This window comes from Mycolicibacterium thermoresistibile (genome assembly GCF_900187065.1).
Classification (GTDB): Bacteria; Actinomycetota; Actinomycetes; order Mycobacteriales; family Mycobacteriaceae; genus Mycobacterium; species Mycobacterium thermoresistibile.
This window is the reverse complement of the sequence record NZ_LT906483.1, coordinates 3,816,355-3,843,029: the sequence shown is the minus strand read 5'-3', so window position 1 is coordinate 3,843,029 and position 26,675 is coordinate 3,816,355. Positions and strand designations below refer to the sequence as shown.

General features: G+C 69.2%; 26 protein-coding genes and 1 tRNA gene. 14 read left to right on the top strand and 13 right to left on the bottom strand.

The features are described 5' to 3' along the window. Nucleotides 1-43: 43 nt before the first annotated feature. Complete coding sequence (efeB, locus tag CKW28_RS18040) at nt 44-1,297, bottom strand: iron uptake transporter deferrochelatase/peroxidase subunit (RefSeq protein WP_003924078.1); 1,254 nt, start codon at nt 1,295-1,297, stop codon at nt 44-46. After that, entirely contained in the window at nt 1,294-2,223 is a 930-nt protein-coding gene (locus tag CKW28_RS18035; protein WP_040546111.1) for an EfeM/EfeO family lipoprotein, read from the bottom strand. The genes efeB and CKW28_RS18035 overlap by 4 nt, the downstream gene beginning before the upstream one ends. Before the next feature lie 234 nt (nt 2,224-2,457). Here CKW28_RS18035 and CKW28_RS18030 point away from each other — a divergent pair, with 234 nt between their 5' ends. From CKW28_RS18030 to CKW28_RS18010, 5 genes are all read left to right on the top strand, one after another. After that, the gene (locus CKW28_RS18030; RefSeq protein WP_040546110.1) at nt 2,458-3,189 is read left to right on the top strand and encodes a lytic transglycosylase domain-containing protein; all 732 of its coding nucleotides are present in this window, start codon (nt 2,458-2,460) and stop codon (nt 3,187-3,189) included. 77 nt (nt 3,190-3,266) lie between these two features. Beyond that, a complete protein-coding gene (eno, locus tag CKW28_RS18025; RefSeq protein ID WP_003924075.1) occupies nt 3,267-4,556 on the top strand; it encodes a phosphopyruvate hydratase in 1,290 nt (429 codons plus the stop codon). A gap of 3 nt (nt 4,557-4,559) precedes the next feature. Then, nucleotides 4,560-5,264 (top strand): FtsB family cell division protein, encoded by a 705-nt coding sequence (locus CKW28_RS18020; RefSeq protein WP_003924074.1) that lies wholly within the window; start codon nt 4,560-4,562, stop codon nt 5,262-5,264. Further along, entirely contained in the window at nt 5,257-5,754 is a 498-nt protein-coding gene (locus CKW28_RS18015) for a DUF501 domain-containing protein (RefSeq protein WP_003924073.1), read from the top strand. The genes CKW28_RS18020 and CKW28_RS18015 overlap by 8 nt, the downstream gene beginning before the upstream one ends. After that, nucleotides 5,739-6,695, top strand: a complete 957-nt coding sequence (locus CKW28_RS18010) for a Ppx/GppA phosphatase family protein (RefSeq protein ID WP_003924072.1) — start codon at nt 5,739-5,741, stop codon at nt 6,693-6,695. Before CKW28_RS18015 ends, CKW28_RS18010 begins: the two co-directional genes overlap by 16 nt. On the opposite strand, the gene CKW28_RS18005 is transcribed toward CKW28_RS18010, so the two are convergent. Both CKW28_RS18005 and CKW28_RS17995 read right to left on the bottom strand, forming a co-directional pair. Next, on the bottom strand, nt 6,688-7,170 hold the full coding sequence (locus CKW28_RS18005; protein WP_003924071.1) for a DUF4383 domain-containing protein: 483 nt from the start codon (nt 7,168-7,170) through the stop codon (nt 6,688-6,690). The two genes, CKW28_RS18010 and CKW28_RS18005, sit on opposite strands and share 8 nt — an antisense overlap. 334 nt (nt 7,171-7,504) lie before the next feature. Further along, the gene (locus CKW28_RS17995; RefSeq protein WP_003924069.1) at nt 7,505-9,376 is read right to left on the bottom strand and encodes a propionyl-CoA synthetase; all 1,872 of its coding nucleotides are present in this window, start codon (nt 9,374-9,376) and stop codon (nt 7,505-7,507) included. 58 nt (nt 9,377-9,434) lie between these two features. On the opposite strand from CKW28_RS17995, the gene CKW28_RS17990 reads away from it, so the two are divergent. The 3 genes from CKW28_RS17990 (at nt 9,435) to CKW28_RS17980 (ending at nt 12,132) form a co-directional block, all read left to right on the top strand. After that, nucleotides 9,435-10,295, top strand: coding sequence for an alpha/beta fold hydrolase (locus CKW28_RS17990; RefSeq protein ID WP_040546109.1), 861 nt, complete (start codon nt 9,435-9,437; stop codon nt 10,293-10,295). A gap of 307 nt (nt 10,296-10,602) precedes the next feature. After that, nucleotides 10,603-10,676, top strand: a tRNA-Leu gene (locus CKW28_RS17985). A gap of 112 nt (nt 10,677-10,788) precedes the next feature. Next, a complete protein-coding gene (locus CKW28_RS17980; RefSeq protein ID WP_003924067.1) occupies nt 10,789-12,132 on the top strand; it encodes an acetamidase/formamidase family protein in 1,344 nt (447 codons plus the stop codon). A gap of 11 nt (nt 12,133-12,143) precedes the next feature. On the opposite strand, the gene CKW28_RS17975 is transcribed toward CKW28_RS17980, so the two are convergent. Together CKW28_RS17975 and CKW28_RS17970 are read right to left on the bottom strand one after the other, a co-directional pair. Further along, nucleotides 12,144-12,440, bottom strand: coding sequence for an excalibur calcium-binding domain-containing protein (locus tag CKW28_RS17975; protein ID WP_040546137.1), 297 nt, complete (start codon nt 12,438-12,440; stop codon nt 12,144-12,146). Nucleotides 12,441-12,541: 101 nt separating this feature from the next. Beyond that, complete coding sequence (locus tag CKW28_RS17970; RefSeq protein ID WP_131588007.1) at nt 12,542-13,207, bottom strand: hypothetical protein; 666 nt, start codon at nt 13,205-13,207, stop codon at nt 12,542-12,544. 197 nt (nt 13,208-13,404) lie between these two features. Here CKW28_RS17970 and CKW28_RS17965 point away from each other — a divergent pair, with 197 nt between their 5' ends. Both CKW28_RS17965 and CKW28_RS17960 read left to right on the top strand, forming a co-directional pair. After that, the gene (locus CKW28_RS17965) at nt 13,405-14,262 is read left to right on the top strand and encodes an alpha/beta hydrolase family protein (protein ID WP_003924064.1); all 858 of its coding nucleotides are present in this window, start codon (nt 13,405-13,407) and stop codon (nt 14,260-14,262) included. Nucleotides 14,263-14,300: 38 nt separating this feature from the next. Next, on the top strand, nt 14,301-15,149 hold the full coding sequence (locus CKW28_RS17960) for a peptidoglycan recognition protein family protein (protein ID WP_003924063.1): 849 nt from the start codon (nt 14,301-14,303) through the stop codon (nt 15,147-15,149). 19 nt (nt 15,150-15,168) lie between these two features. Here the strand turns inward: CKW28_RS17960 and CKW28_RS17955 are convergent, their stop codons facing one another. From CKW28_RS17955 to CKW28_RS17945, 3 genes are all read right to left on the bottom strand, one after another. Beyond that, nucleotides 15,169-16,188 (bottom strand): R2-like ligand-binding oxidase, encoded by a 1,020-nt coding sequence (locus CKW28_RS17955; protein WP_264016356.1) that lies wholly within the window; start codon nt 16,186-16,188, stop codon nt 15,169-15,171. Between the two features lie 98 nt (nt 16,189-16,286). Next, nucleotides 16,287-16,748, bottom strand: coding sequence for a nuclear transport factor 2 family protein (locus tag CKW28_RS17950; RefSeq protein WP_003924061.1), 462 nt, complete (start codon nt 16,746-16,748; stop codon nt 16,287-16,289). 102 nt (nt 16,749-16,850) lie between these two features. Beyond that, the gene (locus CKW28_RS17945) at nt 16,851-17,408 is read right to left on the bottom strand and encodes a TetR/AcrR family transcriptional regulator (RefSeq protein ID WP_003924060.1); all 558 of its coding nucleotides are present in this window, start codon (nt 17,406-17,408) and stop codon (nt 16,851-16,853) included. Between the two features lie 206 nt (nt 17,409-17,614). On the opposite strand from CKW28_RS17945, the gene CKW28_RS17940 reads away from it, so the two are divergent. Continuing rightward, a complete protein-coding gene (locus CKW28_RS17940) occupies nt 17,615-17,791 on the top strand; it encodes a CsbD family protein (RefSeq protein WP_003924059.1) in 177 nt (58 codons plus the stop codon). Nucleotides 17,792-17,806: 15 nt separating this feature from the next. Here the strand turns inward: CKW28_RS17940 and CKW28_RS17935 are convergent, their stop codons facing one another. The 3 genes from CKW28_RS17935 to CKW28_RS17925 all read right to left on the bottom strand — a co-directional run bounded on the left by CKW28_RS17935 (nt 17,807) and on the right by CKW28_RS17925 (nt 22,696). Next, the gene (locus tag CKW28_RS17935; protein ID WP_157997574.1) at nt 17,807-19,228 is read right to left on the bottom strand and encodes a DUF7937 domain-containing protein; all 1,422 of its coding nucleotides are present in this window, start codon (nt 19,226-19,228) and stop codon (nt 17,807-17,809) included. Beyond that, nucleotides 19,221-21,500 (bottom strand): DUF7159 family protein, encoded by a 2,280-nt coding sequence (locus CKW28_RS17930; RefSeq protein ID WP_131807459.1) that lies wholly within the window; start codon nt 21,498-21,500, stop codon nt 19,221-19,223. The genes CKW28_RS17935 and CKW28_RS17930 overlap by 8 nt, the downstream gene beginning before the upstream one ends. Nucleotides 21,501-21,667: 167 nt before the next feature. Continuing rightward, nucleotides 21,668-22,696 (bottom strand): CobW family GTP-binding protein, encoded by a 1,029-nt coding sequence (locus tag CKW28_RS17925; protein WP_003924056.1) that lies wholly within the window; start codon nt 22,694-22,696, stop codon nt 21,668-21,670. 259 nt (nt 22,697-22,955) lie between these two features. Between CKW28_RS17925 and CKW28_RS17920 the strand changes: the two genes are divergently transcribed. The 3 genes from CKW28_RS17920 to CKW28_RS17910 all read left to right on the top strand — a co-directional run bounded on the left by CKW28_RS17920 (nt 22,956) and on the right by CKW28_RS17910 (nt 26,249). Then, nucleotides 22,956-23,969, top strand: a complete 1,014-nt coding sequence (locus CKW28_RS17920) for an esterase family protein (protein WP_162292353.1) — start codon at nt 22,956-22,958, stop codon at nt 23,967-23,969. A gap of 587 nt (nt 23,970-24,556) precedes the next feature. Continuing rightward, entirely contained in the window at nt 24,557-24,730 is a 174-nt protein-coding gene (locus CKW28_RS17915) for a hypothetical protein (protein ID WP_162292324.1), read from the top strand. A 457-nt stretch (nt 24,731-25,187) separates the two neighbouring features. Beyond that, the gene (locus tag CKW28_RS17910) at nt 25,188-26,249 is read left to right on the top strand and encodes an MmpL3/TtfA transport complex stabilizer (RefSeq protein WP_050811880.1); all 1,062 of its coding nucleotides are present in this window, start codon (nt 25,188-25,190) and stop codon (nt 26,247-26,249) included. Between the two features lie 13 nt (nt 26,250-26,262). Here CKW28_RS17910 and CKW28_RS17905 read toward each other — a convergent pair whose 3' ends face one another. Continuing rightward, nucleotides 26,263-26,583, bottom strand: a complete 321-nt coding sequence (locus tag CKW28_RS17905; RefSeq protein WP_003924052.1) for a hypothetical protein — start codon at nt 26,581-26,583, stop codon at nt 26,263-26,265. Nucleotides 26,584-26,675 lie beyond the last annotated feature (92 nt).

The window sequence follows — 26,675 nt, the reverse complement described above, 5'->3', positions numbered from 1 at the left end:
AGCCGATGGCGCACACCCGAAACGGCCCAGCACCCGGCGCGAGTCAGTCGACCAGCGCATCGCCGAGGTAGCGGTCCGGCTCGCTGACCCCGGGCAGCGCGAAGAAGAACCCGCCGCCCACCGGCAGGATGTACTCCTCGAGCGGCTCACCCTTGAGCCGTTCCTGCACCGCCAGAAAACCCCGGCGCAGGCTGCGCTGATAGCACACGAACGCCAACCCCTGATCGAGCCGGCCCGCGCCGTCGAATCCCCGCGCATACGAGAATCCCCGCCGCAACAGCAGATTGTCCTCGGTCTCCGGGGTGCGCGGGTTGGCCAGCCGGATGTGGGCGTTGAGCGGAATCCGTTCGCCGTCGGGATCGGACGCGTAGTCGGGATCGTCGAACTCGTCGGACATGCCCAGCGGGGCGCCGCTGACCTTGTGCCGGCCGAAGATCGCCTCCTGCTCGGCGAGCCGGGTGCGGTCCCAGAACTCGACGAACATCCGGATCAGCCGCACCACCTGATACGACCCGCCGACCGCCCAGTCCGGCTCGCCGTCGTCAGAGCCGACCCACACATACCGGTCCATCAGCGCCGCGTCGCCGGAATCGAGGTTGGCGGTGCCGTCCTTGAACCCCAGCAGATTCCGCGGCGTCTCGGTCGGCACACCCGAGCCGGCGCCGCGGGCGTACCCGTCGATCATCCAGTGCAGCACCAGATCCCGCCGGGTGCGGCGCATCAACTGACGCAGCGCGAACTGGAGGGTGTCGGTGTGCCCGGCCTCCAGGCTCAGCAGCAGATCCCCGTGCGACAGTTTCGGATCGAGCCGGTCATTGGCCAGAAACGGCATCGTGACCAGCTCGTTGGGGCGCCGGTCGGCCAGGCCGAACCGGTCGTCGAACACCGACGCCCCGACACCGACCACCACCGATAGATCGTCCGGCGGCGGTTGGGCGCCGAGGATGCCCGAGTCGACCGGGGGATACGCCGGATCCCGCACCTCGGGTGGTCGGCCGGCCATCAGACCACGGATCTCGTCGGTGAGCTCGCGCAGCACCAGCGCCAGCCGGGACCGGTCGTCGGAGACCACCTTGAACGACGCCAGCAGGCCCAGCCGCGGCACCGGCAGCGCGGTGATGCCGGTCTGGTGCGGACCCTCGAACGGAACGAACCGCGGTGAGTCGGGAAGCGAATCATCCTGCCGGCCCGCGCATCCCGGGACCATCGCGGCGGCGCCGACCGCCGCACCCGCACCCAGGGTGCCGGCGACGAACCTGCGGCGTGAGATGCCGCGCCGCCCGTCCGGACCGGTCACTTCAGATCCAACACCCCCGCCACTTGTGACACCTCTTCGGACAGCCCGGCCAGCTGCGCCTTGAGCGTGTCCACGGTCTGCCGCGGCACTGTCACCTCCGGGCAGCGCGGGGACGGGTACGGGTCGTCCTCGGTGCAGTACAGCACCCAGCCGTCACCGCGGCGCAGCGGCTGCATGGTCTCGAAGATCTCGTCGAACCCGTCGTTGATCCGGCCGAGCAGCGCCGGATCCGCTTCGGCGAGAGCCGGCGACAACGTGTCGATCGCCACCCGGGAGCCCTGCAGGTTCGCCTCGAAATCCCACAGGTCGGTCTTGGCGTAGCGGTTCTCCTCGCCGGTGACCTTGCCCTCGGACACCTCTTCGATCAGCTCGGCCGCACCCACCGGCACGTCGACCGGGGCGATCTCGAGGGACGCCATCTCGTCGCGCAACCGCGCGACGTCACGGTCGAGTTGATCGGCGAACGGCACCCCACCCTCGGTGGTGTTCTGCTCGAACAGCAGGTGTTCCAGGCGGTGCCAGCCGGAGAACGCCGGATCGTCGATACCGGCGAAGTCGTCGACGCGGGCGTCGATCAGCACATCGATCTGCTCGACCAGCGCGGCCAGCGGTTCGATGCGCTCCCACGGCTGCCGCGACGGCGCATAGGCGGCCTGGGCGGCGGGCAGATCCCCCGCCCGCACCGCGTCGGTGAACGTCCTGGTGACCCGGACCAGCTCCTCGGTCTGCTCGACCGCGTAGGCGTGGTACTGGTCCACCGCCTCGACGATCAACGGATTGTCCGCACCGGCGGCCGCCTCGGTGGTCTCGGTGACCGTCCCGGTCCCGGTCGACTCCGCGCGGTCGGCGGAGTCGCCGCTCGCACACCCGGCCGCGATCAGCGCCAGCGCCGCCACGGGCACCGTCCATGCGACGAACCGTCTCATCTGCGCCCTCCTCGCCGTCGACCCGGAAACAGTACCGAATTTTTCGCTGGACAGGGTAGGTTCGCCTAACCTACCGAGCCCGCTGGTCAGCATGGACAGGTCGCGTCGACCGGCCGGGGTGACCGTGCGCCCCGAATGGGGTTTGCTGGCCCACGCCCGCCGGGCGGTGCTCTCCGCCCTCCGCCGCGGCGCGTGGGACTATGGGCATCGACAGACGTTGGTTGAGGGAGTCTGGTGTCGCCGGTTCGTTGGCTACGGCCTGTTGCAGTGATCGGTGCAACGGCGTTGTTGCTGGCATCCAGTTGTTCCTTTCAGTTGGGCGTACCGATCCCCGAGGGCGTGCCGCCGCCGGCGGGTGATCCGGTTCCGGCCATCGACATCTACGTCGAGGGCCGTCCGGCTGATCAGCTGCACGAGTGGGCCGCCGAGCGGGCGCCGAAGCTCGGGATCCCGGTCACCGCGCTGGAGGCCTACGCCTACGCCGCGCGGGTCGCCGAGGTGGTGAACCCCAAGTGCAAGATCACCTGGACCACGCTGGCCGGTATCGGGATGGTGGAGAGCCATCACGGCACCTACCGGGGTGCGATGGTCGCCACCGACGGCAACGTCACCCCGCCGATCCGCGGGATGCGGTTGGACGGGTCGGCCGGCAACCTGCGCCTGACCGACACCGACGGCGGGGAGCTCGACGGTGACAGCGAACTGGACCGCGCGATGGGTCCGATGCAGTTCATCCCGGAAACCTGGCGCCTCTACGGCGTCGACGCCAACAACGACGGGGTGGTCGACCCGGATAACATCGACGACGCGGCCCTGTCGGCGGCGGGCTATCTGTGCTGGCGGGGCAAGGATCTGTCCACCCCCCGGGGCTGGATGGAGGCGCTGCGGGCCTACAACTACTCCGACCCCTATGCCCGCTCGGTGCGGGACTGGGCCACCGCCTATGCCAACGGACACGGCCTCTAGCTGCGCGACGGACAACCCCACGCTTTAGGCTCAGGGGCTAGCGCAGTCCGTTCACCCGTATCAGCAAGGAGAAACCATTGCCCATCATCGAACAGGTCGGAGCCCGGGAGATCCTCGATTCCCGCGGAAACCCGACAATCGAGGTCGAGGTGGCGCTCACCGACGGAACGTTCGCCCGGGCCGCCGTGCCCTCGGGTGCGTCCACCGGCGAGCACGAGGCGGTGGAGCTGCGCGACGGCGGGTCCCGCTACGGCGGTAAGGGCGTCGAGAAGGCGGTCAACTCCGTGCTCGACGAGATCGCCCCGGCGGTGATCACGATGAGCGCCGATGATCAACGGCTGGTCGATCAGGCGCTGGTGGACCTCGACGGCACCCCCGACAAGTCGCGGCTGGGCGCCAACGCGATGCTGGGGGTGTCGCTGGCGGTCGCCAAGGCGGCGGCCGAATCGGCCGGGTTGCCGCTGTTCCGCTACGTCGGCGGGCCGAACGCCCACATCCTGCCGGTGCCGATGATGAACATCCTCAACGGCGGCGCGCACGCCGACACCGGCGTCGACGTGCAGGAGTTCATGATCGCCCCGATCGGCGCCCCGAGCTTCAAGGAGGCGCTGCGCTGGGGCACCGAGGTGTACCACGCGCTGAAGGCGGTGCTGAAGAAGCAGGGCCTGGCCACCGGCCTGGGCGATGAGGGCGGGTTCGCGCCGGATGTGCCCGACACCCGTTCGGCGCTGGATCTGATCGCCTCGGCGGTCGAGTCGGCCGGCTTCCAGCTCGGCGCCGAGGTGGCGTTGGCGCTCGACGTCGCGGCGACGGAGTTCTTCACCGCCGGCACCGGCTACGCCTTCGAGAAGTCCACCCGCACCGCCGATCAGATGGCGGAGTTCTACAGCGGGCTGCTGGACTCCTACCCGCTGGTGTCCATCGAGGACCCGCTGGCCGAGGACGACTGGGACGGCTGGGTGGCGCTGACCAACGCCCTCGGTGACCGCGTCCAGCTGGTCGGCGACGACCTGTTCGTCACCAACCCGGAACGGCTCGAGGAGGGCATCGAGAAGGGCGCCGCCAACGCGCTGCTGGTCAAGGTGAACCAGATCGGCACGCTCACCGAGACCCTGGACGCGGTGGCCCTGGCCCACAACAGCGGGTACCGCACCATGATGAGCCACCGCAGCGGGGAGACCGAGGACACCACCATCGCCGATCTCGCGGTGGCGGTGGGCAGCGGCCAGATCAAAACCGGCGCGCCGGCGCGCAGCGAACGCGTGGCCAAGTACAACCAGCTGCTGCGCATCGAGGAGACCCTCGGTGACGCCGCCCGCTACGCCGGTGACCTGGCCTTCCCCCGATTCGGAATCGAGACCAAATAGCCTGTGCCCGAAGGTAAGCGGCCCGACTCGCGGCGACGGACCCCGGCCCCGCGGCCGGCGAAACCGGGTGCCGGGAACCGGGGACGGCCGCGGGGCGGGCCACCGGCGCGCCGCGAGCCCCGGGCCACCGATGCGCGGTCGGCGGCCGAGTCGAACGACACCGCAGACACCATCCGCCAGCACATCGTCGCCTCGGCGGAGCAGCAGTCCGAGCAGCGGTTCGGGTCGACGGCCCGCCGCGCGGCGATCCTGGCGGCGGTGGTGTGCGTGCTGACGCTGACCATCGCCGGGCCGGTCCGCACCTACTTCGCGCAACGCACCGAGATGATGCAGCTCAAAGCCGTTCAGGAACAGCTTCGTGAGCAGATCGCCGAGCTCGAGGAGCAGAAGCTCAAGCTGGCCGATCCGGCGTACATCGCCGCCCAGGCCCGCGAACGCCTCGGTTTCGTGATGCCCGGCGACATCCCGTACCAGGTGCAGCTGCCGCCGGGGGCCGAGGTGCCCGAACCGCCGGATGCGCACGCGGCGGTCGCACCGTCGGACGAGCCGTGGTACACGTCGCTGTGGCGCACCATCGCCGACGAGCCGCACGGCCCGGCGCCGTCACCCGGCCCGGCGCCGGATGATCCCTCGGCTCCGGTGCCGGACGGTCCGCCACCCGCGCCGGTCGAGCCGGTGCCGCCAGGGGAGCCGATGCCCGGTGGTTGATCCCGCTGATCTGGAGATCGTCGAACGGCAGCTGGGCCGCGAACCCCGGGGTGTGCTGGAGATCTCCTACCGCTGCCCCAACGGCGAGCCCGGGGTGATCAAGACCGCCCCCAGGCTGCCGGACGGTACGCCGTTCCCGACGCTGTACTACCTGACCCACCCGAAGCTGGTCGCGGCCGCCAGCCGGCTGGAGGCGGCCGGGGTGATGCGGGAGATGACCGAGCGGCTGCAGCAGGATCCGGAGCTCGCGGCGGCGTACCGTCGTGCGCACGAGGCGTATCTGGCCGAACGCGACGCGATCGAACCGTTGGGCACCACGTTCTCCGGCGGCGGCATGCCCGACCGGGTCAAATGCCTGCACGTGCTGATCGCGCACTCGCTGGCGAAGGGGCCGGGGGTCAATCCGCTGGGAGATGAGGCGTTGGCGATGCTGGCCGAGGATCCGGCGATGGAGGGGATTGTGGAACGGGACACGTGGATCCGGCGGTAGGCCGGGTCGCCGCCGTCGACTGCGGCACCAACTCGATCCGGCTGCTCATCGCCGACCGGGCCGGCCCGGGCGGCCGGCTGCGCGACGTGCATCGCGAGATGCGGATCGTGCGGTTGGGTCAAGGTGTCGACGCCACAGGTGAGTTCGCGCCCGAGGCGCTGGAGCGGACCCGGGCGGCGCTCACCGACTACGCCGAGTTGATGCGGGCCCACGGGGTCGCCGAGGTGCGGATGGTGGCGACGTCGGCGGCGCGGGACGTGATCAACCGCGACGCGTTCTTCGCGATGACCGCCGAGGTGCTCGGCACGGTGGTCCCCGGGGCGGTGGCCGAGGTGATCACCGGCGCCGAGGAGGCCGAACTGTCCTTCCGCGGTGCGGTGGCCGAACTGGATTCCGCCGCAGCGCCGTTCGTCGTGGTCGACCTCGGCGGCGGCTCCACCGAGGTGGTGCTGGGGGCAACCGAGGTGGCGGCGGCGGTCTCCGCCGACATCGGATGTGTGCGGCTGACCGAGCGGTGCCTGCCGTCCGATCCGCCGACCGCCGCGGAGATCGACGCCGCGCGGGCCGTGGTGCGCGGGGCGCTGGACGAGGTGATCCGGCGGGTGCCCGTCGAACGGGCGAGGACCTGGGTCGGGGTGGCCGGAACCATGACCACGCTCGCGGCGCTGGCCCACGATCTGGCCAGCTACGACTCCGAGGCGATCCACCTCTCCCGGGTGGGATTCTCGGACCTGTTGCGGGTGTGCGACGACCTGGTGGCGATGACGCGTCAGCAGCGCGCCGCGCTCGGCCCGATGCACGAGGGACGGGTGGACGTCATCGGCGGCGGCGCGATCATCGTGGAGGAGTTGGCGGCGCTGCTGCGGCAGCGGGCCGGCATCGAGGAACTCATCGTCAGCGAGCACGACATCCTCGACGGGATCGCGCTGTCGATCAGCTAGCCCGGGCCGCCCGGCGACGATGCCGGGTGGGATCGCGCTGGGCGGCCAGTGTCAGGCCCAGCACCACCATCACCACACCGAGCGCGAAGTGCAGCCAATTGCCGGCATTGTCGAGCGGGATCACGTTGCCCGGCCCGGCCTTGTCGACGGCCAGTCCGTAGCCCCACAGGGCGAGGAACACCGCGCCGCCGCCGAGCAGATAGGCGCGGGCGGCGGCGTAGCTGCGGGCCAGCAGCAGCCCGCCCGCCCCGGCCGCCAGGTGCACGATGTTGTGCAGCGCGGAGACGGTGAACATGTCGAACAGCCGGGCCGTCGACTCGTGGCCCCACCAGGACAGCCCGTCGTAGCCGGTGGTGAGGCCGGGGATGAAGCCCGCCGCGCCGATGAGCAGCAACAGCGCGCCCATCAGCAGGGCGGCACCCTGCACCGCCATGTACTTCGGGGTGGTTCGTCGGGTGGTGCCGGTCTCGGTCATCGCCCCGCCTCCTGATTCGTGCTCGCCGACGGGTCGGTAGGTAGCAGAAGATGTACCCGGCAGGTCCGTCGGTTAACCCGAGCGTCAGCGGGACGCGAGTCGGAGCTGTTTCGGGGCGCCGCGCGCCGGCCGGATCACCTGCCCGGGCGAGCCCCCCAGGACCGCTACTTGACGCGGCAGCCGCTGCCGATGTTCTTGCAGTGGTGCCCCTTGTCGCAGACGTTGCACCGGCAGGCGCAGGTTCCGGTCCGCAGCGGTGAGTTCCGCATCCGATCACTCCTTGACTCGGCAACGAATTCGGCTATCAACATAGGCCGATCGGCGTGCCGTGGGGCTACTTGCGCAGGATGGGTTTGAGCGCGTCGATCACCGTGGGGTCTTCGATCGTCGACGGCAGCGGTTCGTCCCGGCCCGCGGCGATGGCCCGCATGGTCTTGCGAAGCACCTTGCCGGAGCGGGTTTTCGGCAGTGCCGGCACCACGTCGACGAGTTTGAAGTTGGCCACCGCACCGATGTCGTCGCGCACCGCGGTGATGAGTTCGTCGGCAAGTCCGTCGGCGGAGGCGCCGTCCTTGAGTACGACGAAACCGCGGGGCACCTGACCGCGGATCTCGTCGTCGACGCCGATCACCGCGGCCTCGGCCACGGCCGGGTGCGCGGCCAGCACCGCCTCGATCGCCCCGGTCGAAAGCCGGTGTCCAGCAACGTTGATCACATCGTCGATGCGGCCCATCACGAACAGGTAGCCGTCGTCGTCGATGTGTCCGCCGTCGCCGGTGAGGTAGTAGCCGGGATATTCGACGAGGTAGCCGGCCTGATAGCGGGCGTCGTTGTTCCACAGCGTCTGCAGGGTGCCCGGCGGCATCGGCAGCTTGATGCAGATCGCCCCCTCGGTGCCGGGGCCGCACGGTGCGCCCTCGGCGTCGAGGATGCGCACGTCGTAGCCGGGCATCGGCAGGGTGGGGGAGCCCGGTTTGATCGGGAACGGTTCGACGCCCATCGGATTGGCGGCGATCGCCCAGCCGGTCTCGGTCTGCCACCAGTGGTCGACGACGGGGATGCCCAGCTTGGCCGACGCCCATTCGTAGGTATCGGGGTCGAGCCGTTCTCCGGCCTGGAACAGATAACGCAGCCCGGACAGGTCGTAGCGGCCGATGTGGGCGCCGTCGGGGTCTTGTTTGCGGATGGCGCGGATCGCCGTCGGCGCGGTGAACAGCGCCTTGACGCCGTACTCGGCGGCCACCCGCCAGAACGCGCCCGGATCGGGGGTGCCGACCGGTTTGCCCTCGTAGAGCACGGTGGTGGCGCCGAGCAGCAGCGGTGCGTACACGATGTAGGAGTGGCCGACCACCCAGCCGACGTCGGAGGCCGCCCAGAACACCTCGCCGGGGTTGATGTCGTAGATGTTGCGCATGCTCCACAGCAGCGCGACCGCATGCCCGCCGTTGTCGCGGACCACGCCTTTGGGGGTGCCGGTGGTGCCCGAGGTGTAGAGCACGTAGAGCGGATCGGTGGCGGCGACGGGCACCGGGTCGACCGGTTGCGCGTCGGCCATCAGCTCGGCCCAGTCCACGTCGCGGCCCGGGGTGAGGTCGCAGCGGCACTGGTCGCGCTGCAGGATGACGCAGCGGGTGGGCGGGTTCGCGATGGTCTGCAGGGCGGCGTCGAGCATGGGTTTGTACGGCACCACCCGCGACGGTTCGATCCCGCAGGATGCGGTGACGACGACCGTGGGTTGGGCGTCCTCGATGCGGGCGGCCAGTTCGTGGGCGGCGAACCCGCCGAACACCACCGAGTGGATCGCGCCGAGCCGGGCGCAGGCCAGCATCGCCACCACGGCCTCGGGGACCATCGGCATGTAGATGATGACCCGGTCACCCTTGTCGACGCCGAGGCCGCGCAGCGCACCGGCGAACCGGGCGGTCTGGTCGAGCAGTTCGGCGTAGCTGTAGGTGCGCTTGGTGCCGGTGACGGGGGAGTCGTAGATCAGCGCCGGCTGATCCCCGCGCCCGTCGGCGACGTGGCGGTCCAGCGCGTTGGCGCAGGTGTTGAGCTCCCCGTCGGGGAACCAGCGGTAGAACGGCGGGTTGGAGTCGTCGAGGATCCGCTGCGGTTCGCGGGTCCAGGTGACGGCCTTGGCGGCGTCGGCCCAGAAGGCCGCCGGGTCGGTGATGCTGTTCTGGTACAGCTCGCGGTATCCACCCATGCAGGAACGGTAGCGCGCCGGGCCCTGCTCGCGGCGCCCGTTCCTATAGTGACCTGTTATGACTGTCCAACCACCGCCGATTGCGGGTGTGCGCCGTTCCTTCGTCGAGGCCCGCGGGGTGCGCTTCCACGTGACCGAGTCCGGTCCGGCCGACGGACGGCCGGTGCTGGCGTTGCACGGTTGGCCGCAGCACCATTGGGCTTACCGGGACCTGCTCGCCGATCCGCCTGCGGGGCTGCGCATCATCGCCCCGGATCTGCCCGGCTACGGCTGGTCCGGGCCGGCGCCGCACCGGTGGGCCAAGGAGGACGTCGCCAGTGATCTGCTGGCGCTGATGGACGAGCTCGGCCTGGGCCGGACGCTGCTGATCGGCCACGACTGGGGCGGCTACATCGGGTTCCTGATGATCCTGCGGGCGCCGGAGCGGTTCGACGGGTACATACCGCTCAACATCGCCCACCCGTGGGTGTCGACCGGCACTGTGTTGAAGCACATCTGGCGGTTCTCCTACCAGCCGCCGATGGCTGCCTTCGGGGTTCCGCTGCAGCAGCGCACCCGGGTGCTGGAACGGGTGGTGTTCGGAAAAGGCTCGGCACTGGATGCCGAGACGGCGAAGGTGTACGCCGACAGGTTCCGTGACCCGGTGTGCGCGCGGGCCGGCCGCGACACCTACCGGACGTTCCTGGTGCGGGAAATGCCCGCCGCGGCAAGGAATCCCGAGAAGCGACGAGCTACGGTGCCGATCCGGGCGCTGTTCGGAACCCGCGACCTGGCGATCCACCCGTCTTTGGCCGCGCCGGAGACCGCCCTGGCCGACGACTACACGCTCGAGACCGTCGACTGTTCGCACTTCATCGTCGACGAGCGGCCGGACCTGGTGCGGGCGCGGCTGGTGGCGCTGGCCGAGGAGACGGCATAGCCCTGGCTCGTCGGGTGTTGACTGCTCGTGGGCGGTGGTGGGTGTGCACTGGCAGTGGCGAGCGTGCGTGGATCGTGGCGAGTGTGCTTGGGCCGCGGCGGGTGTGCGCTCACCGAGGTCAACGTGCGTCCACTGTCGGAATTCGGCCGTTTTCCCGCAGCTAGCTCACATTGACCGCCGCTGGTGCACTATCGATACCGGGTTGGCACACTCGACGTGCTGACCGCCCACTCGACGCGCGGCCGGCTCGGTCGCAGGTGGGTGTCGTGACGTGTGTCAGCGCCCCGCTAGGCTCTCGTACTGCCACGCCCCCATAGCCCAATTGGCAGAGGCAGCGGACTTAAAATCCGTCCAGTGTGGGTTCGAGTCCCACTGGGGGCACCGTCATGGCCGCAGGCCACCCGCGAACGCCGACGGGTGAGCCGTAAACGTCGTAAACCCCACGGCAACACGGATGCAACAGAACGTCGGTAGCTTGCGGCCGGTGGATGAAATGTTTGCACGCTCTGCCGCCGAAACGATCAGCAAGGGAATCGGTCGTCGTGACTTCGTTCGTGCCGTCGCCGCGTTGAGCGCCGGCGCAGGCATCGCCACCACCCTCGGCGCCTGTTCGAGCAGGAGCACTGTCCGGGCCACCGGCGCGTCGACGGACTTCGAGATCCTGCAGCCGGGCCAGGGCGAGATCACCGGCGACCACTACCTGCAGTCGGTGCCCGACCAGGTCTTGTGGGGTTACGTACCGACGGTGCACGCCACCCCGGTCATGCAGATGCGCTCCGGCCAGACGGTCACCATCGACACCGTCTCGCACGAAGGCATCCTCGAAGACCAGGGCCGCAACCCCGTCGAGTACTTCGGGGCCGAGGGTGTCGACGAGAACGACGTGCTGGAGGACGTCATCGCCGTTGCCGCCGAATACGACCGCACACCACGCGATTTCGACAAGGACGGCCCGCACGTGGTGACCGGTCCGATCTTCATCGAAGGGGCCGAACCCGGCGATGTCCTCAAGATCGAGACGCTGGAGGCGACACCTCGCGTGCCCTACGGTGTGGTGTCCAGCCGGCACGGCAAGGGTGCGCTCGCGCTCACCGCCGACGGCACCCCGCCCGCGGGCATCACCCTCGACGAGGTGATGCCACCCGCCGTCACCGACGGGCGGTCGAACCCGGACCCGACCCGGTACGGCAACCTCTCCACCTTCACCGCCGTCGAGGACGGCCACGGCGTCATGTCGTACGGCGATGCGCGCGTGCGCTTTCCGCTCGCACCGTTCATGGGCATCATGGGCGTGGCCTTCGCCCAGGACCGTGACCCGACGGCGCCCACGGCGAACTCGGTCCCGCCGACGATCGCCGGTGGGAACATCGACATCCGACTGCTGGGCGAGGGCTCGACGCTCTACCTCCCGGTGTTCGCCGAGGGTGCCCTGTTCTACGTCGGCGACCCGCACATGGCGATGGGCGACGGCGAAGTCGCGCTCACCGCGATGGAGGGATCCCTGCGCGGCACCTACCGGCTGACAGTGTGCAAACCGGGATCCGGCGACGCCCCGTCCGTCGCCTACCACTACCCGTTCGCCGAAACCGGCGATGCCTGGGTGCCGATCGGCCTGTCAGACCCCGACGGTTCCGTCGGAGGGCAGGGCACCGACCTCGACGTCGCGATGCGCCGAGCAGTCGCCAACGCATTGGACTTCCTGGAGAACGACCGGGGCATGGACCGCGCCACCGCCTACGCGTACCTGTCGGCAGCATCGCACTTCGCGATCTCCCAGGTGGTCGACCGCACCGTCGGCGTGCACGGTCAGATCTTCAAGTCGCACTTCGCGGCCTGAGGGGGCGGCGACTATCCCTTCGGCTCGCACGCGACGCCGTCACCGTCGCGGTCGAGCTCGTAGACACCCTCGCCGACCACGTACACGGGGCCGGACACATACTCCGGACCGTTGCCGTTGCCGCCGGCGCAATCGACGTCGCTGGCAACCGGAACGCAGACACCCTCGTAACTCGGGTGACAGTCGCGGCTCAGCTCGAGCGGCGCACCCGGTCCGATCCGGGCTGTATCCCCGGCAACGGCGTTCGCGACCGGGCTAAGGACCATGCTCGCTGCGAACAAAATTGTCAACACCGGCAATTTCCTCATGCTGGCAAAGGTAGCAGCCGGCACCTGTTCCGCGCACAGCCGCCCGGATCAACGCCGGGAGTCACTCACACGTTGGGGTCGGTCGTGAGTTCCGGGCCCCGCTAGATCAGGGACAGACCCGCCGGACGCTCCAGGCGGCCCGCGGCCTGCAGCGCCGCCGGTGTCAGGAAATCGGCGAGGGCATAACGCGTTTCGGGTGCGTCATGCTGAAGCGAACCGGTCGACTCCCGGTACAGCTCGGTGGCCGCTTTGGCCTGGAACATCGCTACGACGGCATGGTTGTGCCGGTCGGTGCCGAACTGGGTGAGCGCGGCGTCGAGTTTGGCGTCGACGTAATCGAGCGTCCGCTGGAGCTGACGCATCTCCGTCGTGTCGTCCCGGGCGTCCTCGCGCGCCGTCGGGCCGTCGGCCCGGATCAGCACGTGACGCATGGCCAGCGCCCCGAGCGCGGCCGACAGCGCGGGCACGAACAGCACCGTGCTCGTCACACCGAGTGAGCTCTCCGACGACAACGCGGCGACCATGCTCAGCGCGGTGAGCACGCCGAGCAGCAGCACCAGGATCGTCATCGGCGAGGCCGCGGCGACCCGGTCGCAGGCCTGCCGCGCGAGCGCGCCCAGTTTCGCGGCCACCGTCGACACCTGCCCCAGCGCCGCTCTGTGCCTGGGCTGTCGCGGCGGTTCCACCGGCCCGGCCGGCTCGGGCGCGGGAGTCGGCTCGGAGCGGGCCTCGTCGTCCGCCCGGCAGCCATCAGCACCAACATTCATGTGACTATTGTGACTCGTGTGACTAGAAATCCGTGGTAGACACAGCGGGCGGTTCCGGAAAGGCCTCGCTGCTCCCGCGCGATCTGAGCATTCGCATCGCCGAATACGCGGAAACGGCGGCCCGCGCACGTAACGATCTGCTGTAGAAGCGAAAACGCACCCTCGCGAGCGCTGCCCCGGGGCGGATACTCGGGCCCATGGCCAGACACACCCTGTTCTGTGTGCCGGGCACCTGGGAGGCGGTGGCCGCCGCCGACCGCATGCCGGGCGCCATGACCCCCACCGCCGAGATCGGCATGCTCAAAGGTGTCACCGATCTGCTCGACCGACGGGTGTTCGACGTCGTCTACGTCAACTATCCGGCCAGTTTCGGCCCCGTCCCGGGCGGCGGCCAGAGCCTGCTGGAAGCCCTCGGAAACCCGTCCTATCTGGTCTCGCGGGACATGGGCATCGCCGAACTGAAACGCCTGATCGCTGCACACCGGGGCACCTTCGGCCTGCTCGGCTACAGCCAGGGCGCCGCGGTGGTCTCCCTGGTCGGACGCGAACTGGTCTCCGGATCACTGACCTCCCGGCAACGGGACTGCCTGTGGGTGCACAGCATCGCGTCACCGCACCGGTGCCGCGGCCGCACCTTCCACCTCGGCAATCAGTTGGCCTACGAGGGCATTTCGGGTGACAATCAGACCATCACCGGCACCATCGACTGGTTCGACTACTGCCTGCCCGGCGACATCTACGGCAACGCCGACATCCGCGGCACCTACCTGAAGCAGGGCTACGACCTCGTCACGCCGCTGTCCCTGGTCGACCCTTTCACCATGATCAGCCAGATCGCCGAAAACCTCGTGGGGTGGCTGGAAACCGGTGAACTCGGACCGGTCAGCATCTACCGCGCGGTCAAGACCGGATTCGACCTCGGCACGTTTCTGCGTGACTTCCCGCACGACAAGTATGGTGTGTGGGACATCATCCCGGGTTGGACGGCGCTGCGGCACTCGGCGAACCACCTCAACTTCTGGGGCCCGCGGCTACCCACCACCAACGACGTCTGACCGGAAGCCACGCAAACCGATTCGAGAGGATTCCGTTCGTGCCCGCGGTCAGGACCTGGACCGGAGACCCGGTATGGCTCGCCGACGTGCTGGTAGCCGAGGGTCTCGACGCGGTCGAGTTCCCGGGCTGGCGCAACCGGGGGCACGGCGACTTCCGCGATATCCGCGGCGTCATGGTGCACCACACCGGCTCCGATCATGCGACGGCTGCCTCCATCGCCCACGGCCGGCCCGATCTGCCCGGTCCGCTGTCCCAACTGCACATCGCCCGGGACGGGACGGTGACGGTGGTGGCGGCCGGCGTCGCCTGGCATGCCGGCGTCGGCCAATACCCGTGGCTGCCGACGAATATGGCCAACTGGCACATGATCGGAATCGAATGCGCCAACAGTGGAACCAGCCCCACCGCGCCGCACCGCACGAACTGGCCCGACGCCCAGTACGACGCGCTGGTGGCCAGTTGCGCCGCGATCAACCGGCGGCTGGGACAGCCGGCCGACCGTACCATCGGCCACAAGGAGTACGCCGGCCGTGCCCAGGGCAAATGGGATCCCGGCGCGATCGACATGGATCTGTTGCGCGCCGACATCCAGACCCGCATCGGCGACCTCGACAGCCGGGTTCGGACCCCGAGACCTCCGGTGCCGGTCGGTCAGTACGCCCACATCCTGTTGTTCCGCGGTTCGCAAGGCCCACTGGTCGCCGAGGTGCAGCGCCGGCTCCGGTCCGACCACCCCGACATCGCCGGGGATCTGGCCGTCGACGGCATCTTCGGGCCGCGCACCGAGGAGGCGGTCCGGCGGTTTCAGCGCAAGACCCGCGGTCTGAAGGTGGACGGCATCGTCGGCCCGGCGACCGCGGCGGCGCTGCGGCTGCAGACCGTGTGACGCCCCGGCGCCGAGGCACTCACGCCGAGGCTGCCATGGCCTTCTCGTCCTCGTCGGCGAAGGTGTCCTCCAGCGTCAGCGGCGAGTAGTCCACGTCGATCTCGCTGAGCGGGCGGCCGCGGGCGCTGCTGATCGTGCCGAATCGCCGCATCCCCTTGTCGGTCGCGTACTGCTGGAACTCGTCCATCGTCAACCCGAACGGGACCTCGTCGTAGACGGCGAACCCGTCTTCGGTGTTCTTCAACACCAACGGGATGAGTTCATTCATCCGCTCTTCGAACACGTTCCAGTTCGCGTCGTCCGCGGCGACGTGGCGGCGACAGGTGAACGTGCCCCACGCCATGTGGCGCCGCTCATCGTCACCGATGCGCCGCACCAGCTCCTGCATGCCGGGAAGGATGCCGCGGTCTACGCAAATGCGTTGCCAGGCATAGTATCCCGTCAACGCCATCATGCCTTCGATGACGTGGTTGTAGGTCACCGACGCGCGGACCTGCGCGGCCGGAGACGGATCGGTGGCCAGGACCTCCAGTGAACTCGGCAACTCGTCGTAGAACATCTGCCGGTAGGCCGGCAGCTCATCGAGGTAGTGGTGCAGGTCGTCGGTCATCCCGACCGCGTCGAGCCACATCCGGAACACCTGGGTGTGCTTGGCCTCCTCGAACGCGAACTGGGTCAGGTACATCTCGTCGCCCAGGCGTCCCTCGGCCCGCATCGCCGCCATGAACGGCTGGATGTCCTGGGTGACCGCCTCCTCGCCCGCGATGAACTGGGCGCAAAGCCTTGTCGCCCAATCTCGTTCGAGTTGAGTCAGCGACTCCCAGTCCTCCCGGTCGCGGGAGAAGTCGATGTCGGCGGGATTCCAGAACTTCGCATTGCCCTTCGTGAACAACTTCAACGGGAGGCTGTCCCAGTTGAGACCACCCGCATCGAGTGAGGCCGAATTCCTGCGTGCCATGTGGAGTACCTCCGTGCTCGTCTCGGGTGGGGCTGGGCTGAGGCCGGCGGCGTCGCACCTCCCGGGAATGACACCGGCCATCCTACTGTGATCGGTGTCACAGCGTGGGAGTTCGGGGAGGCAGCGCGCAGCCCGGCGGCAGCCCGGCGGCAGTCCGGCGACGGCGGGCGGCAACCGGGTCACCAGAGCGGAATATCCTGGCCGTGCTCGCTTTTCGGTCGTGGGCCAAAAAATCGCCGCTCGGATTCGGTGATGGGCACGTCGTTGATGCTGGCCTCCCGCCGCGACATCAGGCCCTCGGGGGTGAACTCCCACAACTCGTTGCCGTAACTGCGGTACCACTGACCGCTGGCGTCATGGCTCTCGTACTGGAACCGCACGGCAATCCGGTTCTCCCGGAACCCCCACAGGCTCTTGCGCAGCACGTAATCGAGTTCGCGTTGCCACTTGGCGGTGAGGAAATCGACGATCTGCGTGCGCCCGACGATGTGCTGCTCGCGGTTGCGCCACTCGGAATCCGGTGTATAGGCCAGGCTCACCAGGTGCGGGTCCCGGGAGTTCCAGGCGTCCTCGGCCGCCTGCACCTTCTGTATCGCCGTCTCGAGGGTGAACGGCGGGAACGGCGGGCGTGTGTCGGTCATCCTGCTGCCTTTCGTGTCGACGAGGGGGCGAGTGGCCCGGACGTAGAACGATCGTTCTCCGGATGGCCGAAGTGTAGAGAACGAGCGTTCTAGACGCAACCGTCAGGAAGCGGAGATGAGCGTCGCCGCGGCGCGCCGTGCCGCGGCGGCCGCGTCCGTGCCGTCACCCCAGATGGTCGCCGCGACGATCGCGCCGTCGGCCAGGATGGCCAGTTGCTCGGCGAGCTCGGACGGCAGCTCCGCCGCTGCGACGAGATCGGCGAGGTAGTCGCGCACCGCCGTCTTGTGGAGTCGGGCAATGCGCCGGACATCGGTGGACGTGCCCCCCAGTTCGCCGATGGTGTTGATGAACATGCATCCGCGGAAATCGGATTCGGCGAACCAGTGGGCCAGGAAGTCGAACACCGCGAGGATCCGGTCCCGCGGGTCTGCGGCGCGGCTCTGGACATACTCGGTCATCGCACGCCGCACATCGGCGTCGCGCTGCTCGAGTACCGCCGCCACGAGATCGGCCTTGGAGCGGAAACAGGAGTAGAGCCGCTTCAACGAGATACCCGCAGCGTCGCGGATCGCGTCCATCCCCACCGCCTGCACACCGCGCTCGTTGAACAACGTCGTCGCGGTGGCCAGCACGCGGTTCTTGTCATCGGTCTCCGCCATGCCGCACCCCTCGTCGAGAACTACCGTTCTCCAGGGTAGCGGCCCGCCCGTTTTCGACGGTCCGGAGCGGACCGGATGACGTTTCGCGGGGCGCTTTTCGAGGTACTCCCACCTTCCGCGCACCTTCCGCACGACGGCGTCCGCCGATCCGTGCGCCGTAGCCGGAGAGGAAAGCCCCAGGGCGGCCCGAAAAAGGAGAGAGCGTCATGAGCGGTTCAGACAAAGCCAGGAATCAGGCGCAAGGCCTCCTCGGCAAGGCGAAGGCCGCGTTCGGTCGGCTCACCGGCGACCGGACCATCGAGAACGAGGGCCGGGGTGATCAGACCAAGTCCGACCTGAAAGGCGCCGGAGAAAAGGTCAAGGACGCCTTCAAGAAGCACTAGATCGAGCAGCCGAGGTCAGTCGTCGTCGTGCCCCGGCCGGACGATGCGCGCCGGTCCGCTGCGCGTGGGAATCACGATCGTGGGCCAGGCGGACGCGGATTTCCGAGGTGCCGCTGCCCTCCGTTCCGCCGGCCCCGCCGGCCCCGCCGGCTTCGAGGCCGTAGGCCGTGCCGGACGTGCTGTCATGATCGCGATCACCGACAGCGCCAACGCCAGAACAACCAGCGTCACATCGAAGGTGCTGGTGATCTGTTGCACCAAGGTGTTGCCGAACACGGCGTTGATCGTCGCCGGATCCAGCGGCTCGGATCGCGGCACCAGGGCAATCCCGACGATGACCCGGCTGACCACGGCGGCGAACAGCACCGCGAACAACGTCGTCAGCATCCGGCCGGGCGCGAACCGGCCCGCGTTGAGGAACAACCACCAGGCCAGTACCGCGGCGAGCAGATCGAACGCCATCAACGCGGTGCCGTTGTACGGCGGGGCCGGCAGGTCCAGCACCGCGGACAACGCCACGTCGGCGAGCCGTAACACCGCGGTGCCGGCACACCATGCGCCGATCAGCAGCAGACAACGGCGAACGGCCCTGCGCCACACCGCACGGTCGTCACGCAGCGCCGACACGGTCGGCACCGCGACGATCGCGGCGACTGCCACCCAGGACAGATAGCCCTCGTAGCCGACGCCGGAGATCCCGGTGTTCTGGGCGATGCCGTGAAACGCGTCCACCTCACGGCCCACCGGCAGCACCCATACGATCATTCCGGCCACCAGCGCCGACACGGCGAGCAGCAGCGTCGCCACCCGCGCCGCCAAGCGGGTGGACCGCAGCCACCGGTAACCGATCACCAGCGGAATCACCGCCACCACCGCGTACAGCAGTGCGGCGAGTGCGGTGGCCAGATGCGCGGTGCCCACGTCGGGTTCACCGATCGCCGGCAGCACGAACCGGGTGCGCCAGTGCAGGTTGAACACCGCCGCGGCCAGCCCCAGCACCAGCGAGACGATCGCGATGATCGACACCGTGCGCTCGGCGCGGCGACCGGTCCCGATGCCGGGTCCGGCCGCCAGCAGCGCACCCGCGGTGCCCAGCCATGCACCGGGCCCCACCCCGGGTGGCACCGACGCGGTACCGCCGTACCGGACCGCCTGGATGGTGGTGAACACCAAGAAGCCCACCACCACAACGAAATACGGTACGCCCAACAGAAGCTGCAGCCGTTCCGGCCCGGACCGCCGGCCGACGGCCAACCCCGCCAGCGACACCACGGTGGCGGCCGCGACCACGGCGAACGCCCAAACCGGCGTCCCGGGGATGCCCAGACCGACATAGAGGTTCCAGGGCAGCAACAGCCCCAGCACCAACAGCGCGGCGGCCACACCGGCGCGACCGCCACGCACCGGATCCGCGCGTCGCGCCACCGGGTCAGTCACCGTCGGCCCCGCCACCGAACGAACCACCCCCGACCGGATACTGCGGCATGGTCGTGACCGGCGCCTCGACCTGCGGTGCCACTGTCTCGGGCGCCTGGGTCTGCGGCGCCACCGTCCGGGGCGCCTGGGTGGCCGGTCCCTGCGTGACCGGCGCCTGGGTGGCCGGTTCTTCAGTGGCCGGCGCCTGGGTGATCGGCTCCTGAGTGCCCGGTGCCTGCGTGGCCGGTGCTTGAGTGGCCGGCGCCTGGGTCGCCGGTGCCCGGGTGGCCGGTTCTTGAGAGGCTGGGGGAGCCTGCACCGCCGGCGCCTGCGTGGGGGTGTCCGGATCCGGAGCAGGCGCCGGAGCAGAGGTCGACGGACGCGACGTCGGCTCGTCAGGCGCGACGGTCGGCTCCGCCGGCGGGGTCGGGTGCGTCACCTCGGTCGGCTCTGATCCCGGTCCCGAATCCGGCCCTGAATCCGGGGCCGGACCCGTCTCGTCGACACCCGTCTCGTCCACGACGGAGCCGTCTCCGGCATCCGCATCCGAGTCTGAATCCTCAGGAGTGCCGGCCGGTTCGGTGTCCATGCCGGGCCGCTGCGACCGGGATTCGTCGGTGTCGCCGGTTGTCGGCTCCCCGGTCAGCGCCGCGGTGGGATCGTCACCGTCGCCGTCGGTCGGCACGTCGAGCACGGTGGTACCGGGCGGAAGGAGCTGCGTCTTGTCGGCGGCGGGCGTCTGCGGGTCGAACAGCCGGGCCGGGATCATCTCGGGTCCGGCCGCATCGGCGTCGGCGCTGAACAACACACCCTGGTCCCGCGGCACCACCGCCAGCACCCCGATGTCGCCGATGTCGAAGCCGTCATCGGGGTCCGGCGTCGTCGCCTCGAGCGGCGGGAGCAGCTCACGCAGATTGGCCAGGAAGTACAGCAGGTCCACCGGCCGGATCCTGGAGAAGTCCGGGATCAGCCGGGTGACGTACTCGGGCCACTCGGCGAACACCGGGCCCGGCACCGTGACCGGCACCGTGCCCGGGAGCGCCGGCGCGGGCCCGACCGGAAGCAGGGGCGCGGCGGCGTTCTGCACGGCGACGGTGCCGTCGCGGTAGACGTTGACGATCGCCGGCGCCGCAGCCTTGCTGACGTCGCGGGAGGAACTCAACGCCCGCGTCTCGAAGGTCCGGACCTCGGCAGGAGCCCCCGGCGGCGGCAGATGCTCGATCATCGTCCAATTCGGGCCGTCCGGCTCGACGCCCTGTCCGGGCGCCACCGGAAACGCCTTGCCGGGCACCGGGCCCTCCTGCAGGCGCACGGCCTGCTGGCTGCTGGTCGGTTCGATGGTGATCGCGACGCTGACGGCCAGGGTGGCGAATCCGACCGCGGCCAGCGCGCCCACCGAGCTGCCGATCAACCACTGGCGCCGCCGGACCGCATCCTCGGCATCGGCATCCTCGGCATCCTCGGCTTCCGGGTCGAAGCCGCCCGCCGGACCGTCCGCACCTGGCGTATCCACCGGGTCGGTGAAGCCGAGCAGATCCGAATCCTCATCGGGCACTTCGGAGTACGCCAGTTGTTGACTCTGCATCGTGTCGGCGGTCTCCAGCGGCGTCACCGTGGTCGGCAGCTCGTCCGCGACGACCGGGGCGGCCATGGTCGCGTCCTGCGACAGCGATGCCAGCGTCGCACCGCGGGCCAACATGAACTCCGGGTCGTCCGGGAACCGCAGCGGCACGGGCGAGGTCTCGACCAGATCGGCCGGCAGACCGCCGTCACCCAGCGAGCCCATCACGATCAGACCGCTGGCCGCGCCCGGATCGGCGGCGAAGCGCTCGACCAGCGTCCGGTAGGCGGCCTGTGGGTCACCGTCGATGGGTTCGGTCGCGACCGGTGTGGTGACGCCGCCCGCCTCCGTCATCGACAGCGCGACCGTGGCGCCGTCGTTGACCAGGGTCGCCACCGTCTCATCGCCGGCCAGCGTGCGCACCACCGCGGTCACCGCGTCGGATTCGTCGACCACCGTCACGGGACGCAGCCCGGACCCGGTCAGCGCGTCGTGTACCGGGCCGATCCGGTCAGCGGCCGGACCACACAGGCTGATGCCGACGAGCCGGTGACCCGACTCGGTCAGCGCCCCGGCGGTCGCCAGCACCGTGGTCACCAAGGTGTCGGGTGTGCTGTCGGCGGCGGCCAGATCGAGGTCGGTCTGATCGACGACGGGGTTCGGGGGGTCGGCGTCGACCAGCACAATCCGAGCCGTGCCGGATTCGACGAAGACCCCGAGCGTGACGTTCACCATGACCTCTTTCGACCGCGGCGGCGCACCCACCCCCGCCGCGCGATTTTCACTGTAGGGCGGATGCGGGGCCGGTGTCCGGTGATCGTCGGCCGACCGATGCGCGCACAGCCGGGCCCTACGTGGATATCGCCGCGGCACCGGTTGGGTGTTACGCCCGCCGCACGTCAGCCGACGCCGGCCTGGTAACGCTGCAGCCGGCGCAGCGCCGCCGCCGACGTCGGGCCGTCGAACGGCTGCAATGCGGTGCTCAGCCGGGTCCGCACCGCGTCGATGTCCAGGCCCATCCCGATGGCCACCAGCGAATTCTCCGAGACCCGCGACCGCCTGGTCGTGACGTGCACCGCCGAGCCCACCGCGTTGATCAGATAGTGGCGCGGATTGGACCGTTGGCGCACCGCCACGGTGCCCTTCAGCCGGTACACCCGGGCCGGCGGATCCTCCAGCAACTCGACCAGCCGGACCGGGTCGACGGTGCCGGTGCTGGTCACCGTGACCGAGTCGGCGTGGACATGATCGTGATCCCCGTGGGCTCCGTGGTCGGAAGGTTCGATGAACAGATCCCGGAACGACAGCTGCCCGGTTTCGTCCTGGGCCGAGGCGACGTCGTAGAGCAGGGCGGGGTCGATCCGGCCGCCGGTGGTGCCGACGATGTGAGCGCGCGGATTACGTTCCCGCACCCGGTCTTCCACGCGTCGCAGCAGAGCGGGCCGTTCCTGCTCGGGAATCTGGTCGAGCTTGTTGACCACGACCAGTGTCGCGGCGCCGTAGCGGGCGGGTGGCTGATCGCCGCGGTCGACGGTGTCGAAATGGTTGGCCGCATCGATCACGTCGACCACACCGCCGTCCCGGATCCCGTCGACACCGCTGAATCCGATCATCCGCGCGATCGACGCCGGCTCGGCCACCCCACTGGCCTCGATGATGATCGCGTCCAGCCGCAGTCGGGGGTCGGCGAGCTTGGCCAGCGCCACATCGAGTTCACCGTCGTCGGGCAGGCAGCAGATGCAACCGCCGGCGATCGAGGCCGGCTCGTCGATCTGACCGGTGACCATCGACGCATCCACGTTGATGTCGCCGAAATCGTTGATCACCACGCCGATCCGCGCTCCCGGTGTGCGCAGAACATGGTTGAGCAAGCTGGTTTTTCCTGCCCCGAGATAACCGGTGAGGGCGATGACCGGAATCGGCTCCACACTGCTCCTTTCCCACCGTGCTGGCACTCTACGCGGTGGGTCTCGCCGCCGGTGTCCGGGCGTTGCGAGCAGCGGTCCGTCCGGGCCGACGGCAAACGGCTACACATTCAGAACCACTTGGTAACAAGGCGGTCAAGCCGCCGTGCCGTCCCGGCGCCGTGCGGTGCGGCGTTGTTAGCGTCCGGACGTCACGACGTACGGGTAGCGAGGGGTGAATACGGTGGCGAACCGCGTGGCCGGCAGGGCGGTCTCTGACCTGATGCGTGCGATCGGCGTGTTGCTGCTGGTGCTGCCCGTCACCGTCGCGGTCGTGAACCGGGCGCCGGTGGCGGCGGCGTATTCCCGCGACGGTCTTCCCGTCGAGCGGCTGGCTGTCCCGTCACCGTCGATGGGGCGCGACATCATCGTCCAATTCCAAGGCGGTGGGCCACATTCGGTGTATCTGCTGGACGGGCTGCGCGCCCAGGAGGACGCCAACGGCTGGGACATCAACACCGCGGCGTTCGAATGGTTCCACGACTCCGGGATCTCGGTGGTGATGCCGGTCGGCGGTGAGTCCAGCTTCTACACCGACTGGTATCAACCCGCCCGGAGCCGGTCGGGCACGGTGACCTACAAGTGGGAGACCTTCCTCACCAAGGAGCTGCCCGCGTGGCTGGCGGAGAACCGCGGTCAGGACCCGAACGGCAACGCCGTCGTGGGCCTTTCGATGTCGGGCGGCGCCGCCCTGAACCTGGCCACCTGGTATCCGCAGCAGTTCATCTTCGCCAGCTCGCTGTCCGGCTATCTCAGCCCGTCGCAAGGGTTGTGGCCGACGCTGATCGGTGTCGCCATGCAGGACGCCGGTGGCTACAACGCCCGCGACATGTGGGGGCCCACCAGCGACATCGCTTGGCGCCGTAACGATCCGACCGTCAACGTGGCCCGGCTCGCGGCCAACAACACGGCGCTGTGGATCTACTGCGGCAGTGGTGCGATGTCCGATCTCGACAGCGGAACCGACTTCGGAAACAATTTCAGCGCACAGTATCTGGAGAACATCACGCTGTCCTCCAACAAGGAGTTCCAGCAGAAGTATGTGGCCGCCGGCGGCCGCAACGCGATCTTCAACTTTCCCGCCAACGGCACCCACAGCTGGGCCTACTGGGGCTCGCAACTACAGGAAATGAAGCCGCAGTTGCTGCGGGTCCTCGGCGTCACGACGGCCGCTCCGCAGACCCCGGCTCCGGCCGCTCCGCCGATCGCCGGCGCCCACCCCGCCGGCCATCCGTGACGGGCGCCGGGAGGCGTTGGCATTCAGGAGGCGTTCAGGAGTCGTTCAGGAGTCGTTTCCCTCGGGTACTCCTCCCGTACTCATTGAAAGCCTCGTGCGTTGTGACTATGGTCACACTGTCGCCCGATTTGGTGGCCACGAGTCGGGGGACGCTCGCCACCGGATGCCCGTGCGATTCAAAACTTGTGGAGACGGTCACTATGCAGCACGTCAGCGCGCCGTCAGGCGTCGCAATCATCCTCGGCCGTTCGACCGCGACGATACGGGACTTCCGCATCAAGGGTCCGGTCCGGCCGCCGCAGGGAGGCGTCCCGGACGGGGGCCGAATCAGTACCGTGGGTATCGGTGCGATCTACTCAACGGCCGAGAGCGGTGTGCGAGCGACGGGTGACGATCTCCGTGCCGCGCGGTGTCTCGACGGCAGCGTCCGAAGCGGGGGCGTTCGAGAGGGTGCCCCTCACGGCCGAGCCGCTCACGACGACACCCGGGAGCTGGTCCGCTCCTGTTGAAGCGGTGGCATCCTGCCGGCTGCCGGGCTTTCCGACGACGGTTGCGACCTGCGGTATTCGATCAATGTGGAGGTGCTGATGGCCTACGTGAGTGACGAGACGATCGACGACGTGCGCCGGGAACTGGATCGGTTCAAGCGGGAACAGCACCGCGACAGCGGATACGCGGCGGCCCACCTGGCCGGGGCCATCGAGATGCTCCTCGAGGAGGCCGAGGTCGACACCCGGATGTCGGTGACCCGGCCGGAATAGGAGCGTCCCGGCGGCTGGCGAACACCGCGGGGGCGACCGATCGGCGCAGGTGAACGCCCACAACTCCGGTGCAGTCGCGGCCCGCGAGATCCCGGCCCGACCTGCAAAAGTTTGCTGACACGGCAAAGTGTGATGTTTGCCTCACTTTTGGCTCACACCTTAAGAGATCAGTGTGTGAGGTAGCCCGCAGCGCTTGACGCCGCTCCCTGTCAAATGCCGCTTTCCGCTGGTTAACCACGTGTTTACGGATGTCTTCGCAATGTGACGCGCAAGTCACGAACTAGCTTCCTAAATATGCTCTGAGAGACTTTGCCTCGCGGTCGCCGGAATCCTTCTGCGGCTGGTCGGAGCCGTCGGTTTCCGTCGCTAGACTGACCGTCATCGGCGCCGTCAGACGGCGTGGGACTCTGAAATCTATTGCCGGTATCAACCCGTGCCGGCGGAGGTGCCTGACCACATGGCAAATATTCATCTGCCGGCCTTTCAACAGAACGCGACCGTTCCCCGATCGGGGCAGCTCCCGGCTGATCAGCAGGAGTTCACCGTGACGGGCGCCGTCGCGGTGGACGGGCCGGTCGCCGATCTCGCGATCAACGCCGACGGCCACGCACTGGTCGCCGCCCACTGCGGCCGGGATGCGGTGTCGCTGCTCGACCCCGCCCGGTTGAACGTCCAGGCGGCGGTGCCGCTCGGCGGTGACCCGTTCCACGTCGCGGTGACCCGCGACCACGCCTACGTCAGCACGATCTCCCTGCGCAATGAGGACGCCGTCGAGGTCGTCGAACTGGGCAGCGGCACGGTCGTCGCGACTCATCCCCAGCGGGCCACCATCACCGCCCTGGTGGCCAGCCCGGACGGTAAGCGGGTCTTCGTCGGCCGCACCGACAGCGAACGCGTCGACATCGCCGTGATCGACACCATCACCGGTGAGGTCGACACCGTCGACGCCGGCTGGGGTCCCGCCATCAACATCGACGCCCTGCACGTCGTCGACAACGGACGCCGGCTCCACGCCGCGGTGTCGGACGCGTGCAGCAGCTACCTGGTGAACATCAACGTCGAGACCGCCCGGGTCGAGGGTGCGGTCGGCATCGGCGCGCCGATCCGCGATGTCGCCGTGGGCCCCGATCTGATCGCCTACGTTCTGACCTCCGACCGCCACCGCGGCGGCTCGGTGGCGAAGGTGGACCTGGCGCACGGACGGATCGTCGAACGGGTCGACATCGGTGGCGCGCCCACGCAGCTGGTGCTCGCCGCGGACGGCAGCCGGGCCTACATCGTCGACTACGACTCCGTCGCCGTGCTGTGCACCGTCACCAATCAGGTCGTGCACGCCATCGATCCGGGTGCCGCGCCGTCCGGTGTGGCGCTCAGCCCGGACGGCGGGCGGTTGTTCATCGCCGATCACACCGGTCGAATCACGATGTTCGCCGTGGCCGGAGCACAGCCGCTGTGGCCGGAGGCGTTCCTGGACACCGATCCGATTCCGGCGCATCGCATTCCGGCCGAAGTCGCCTGAACCGCAGCCGAACTCAGTTCGAGCAGTCCAGCGATACCGAGATGGACCGGCTGACCACGACCGGGATCAGCACCGTCTCGTCGCGGACCCCCGGCCCGGTATAGGGCATCCATTGGGTCACCTTCTTCGGGTTGCGCACCCCGGTCACCACGCAGTCGTCGATCGGGCCGGTGCCGATCTTGTCGATCGTGACCGTGTAGCCCTGCGCCTGTAGCCGGTCGATCACCTGCCGCGGCGTCTCGGCCGAAGCCGTCCCGGCCGGCCCGGCGACGGTGGCGCCGCTTCCGATCACCGCTCCCGCGACCGCGACCGCGGCCACCACCTTGACGCGCATGCTTCCATTATTGCGATTTCGGCGTGCGCGCGGTCGCTCAGCGGTCGCAAGCACGCCGAAATCGCAAGGTCGGCGGCGTAGCATCGCGGCCA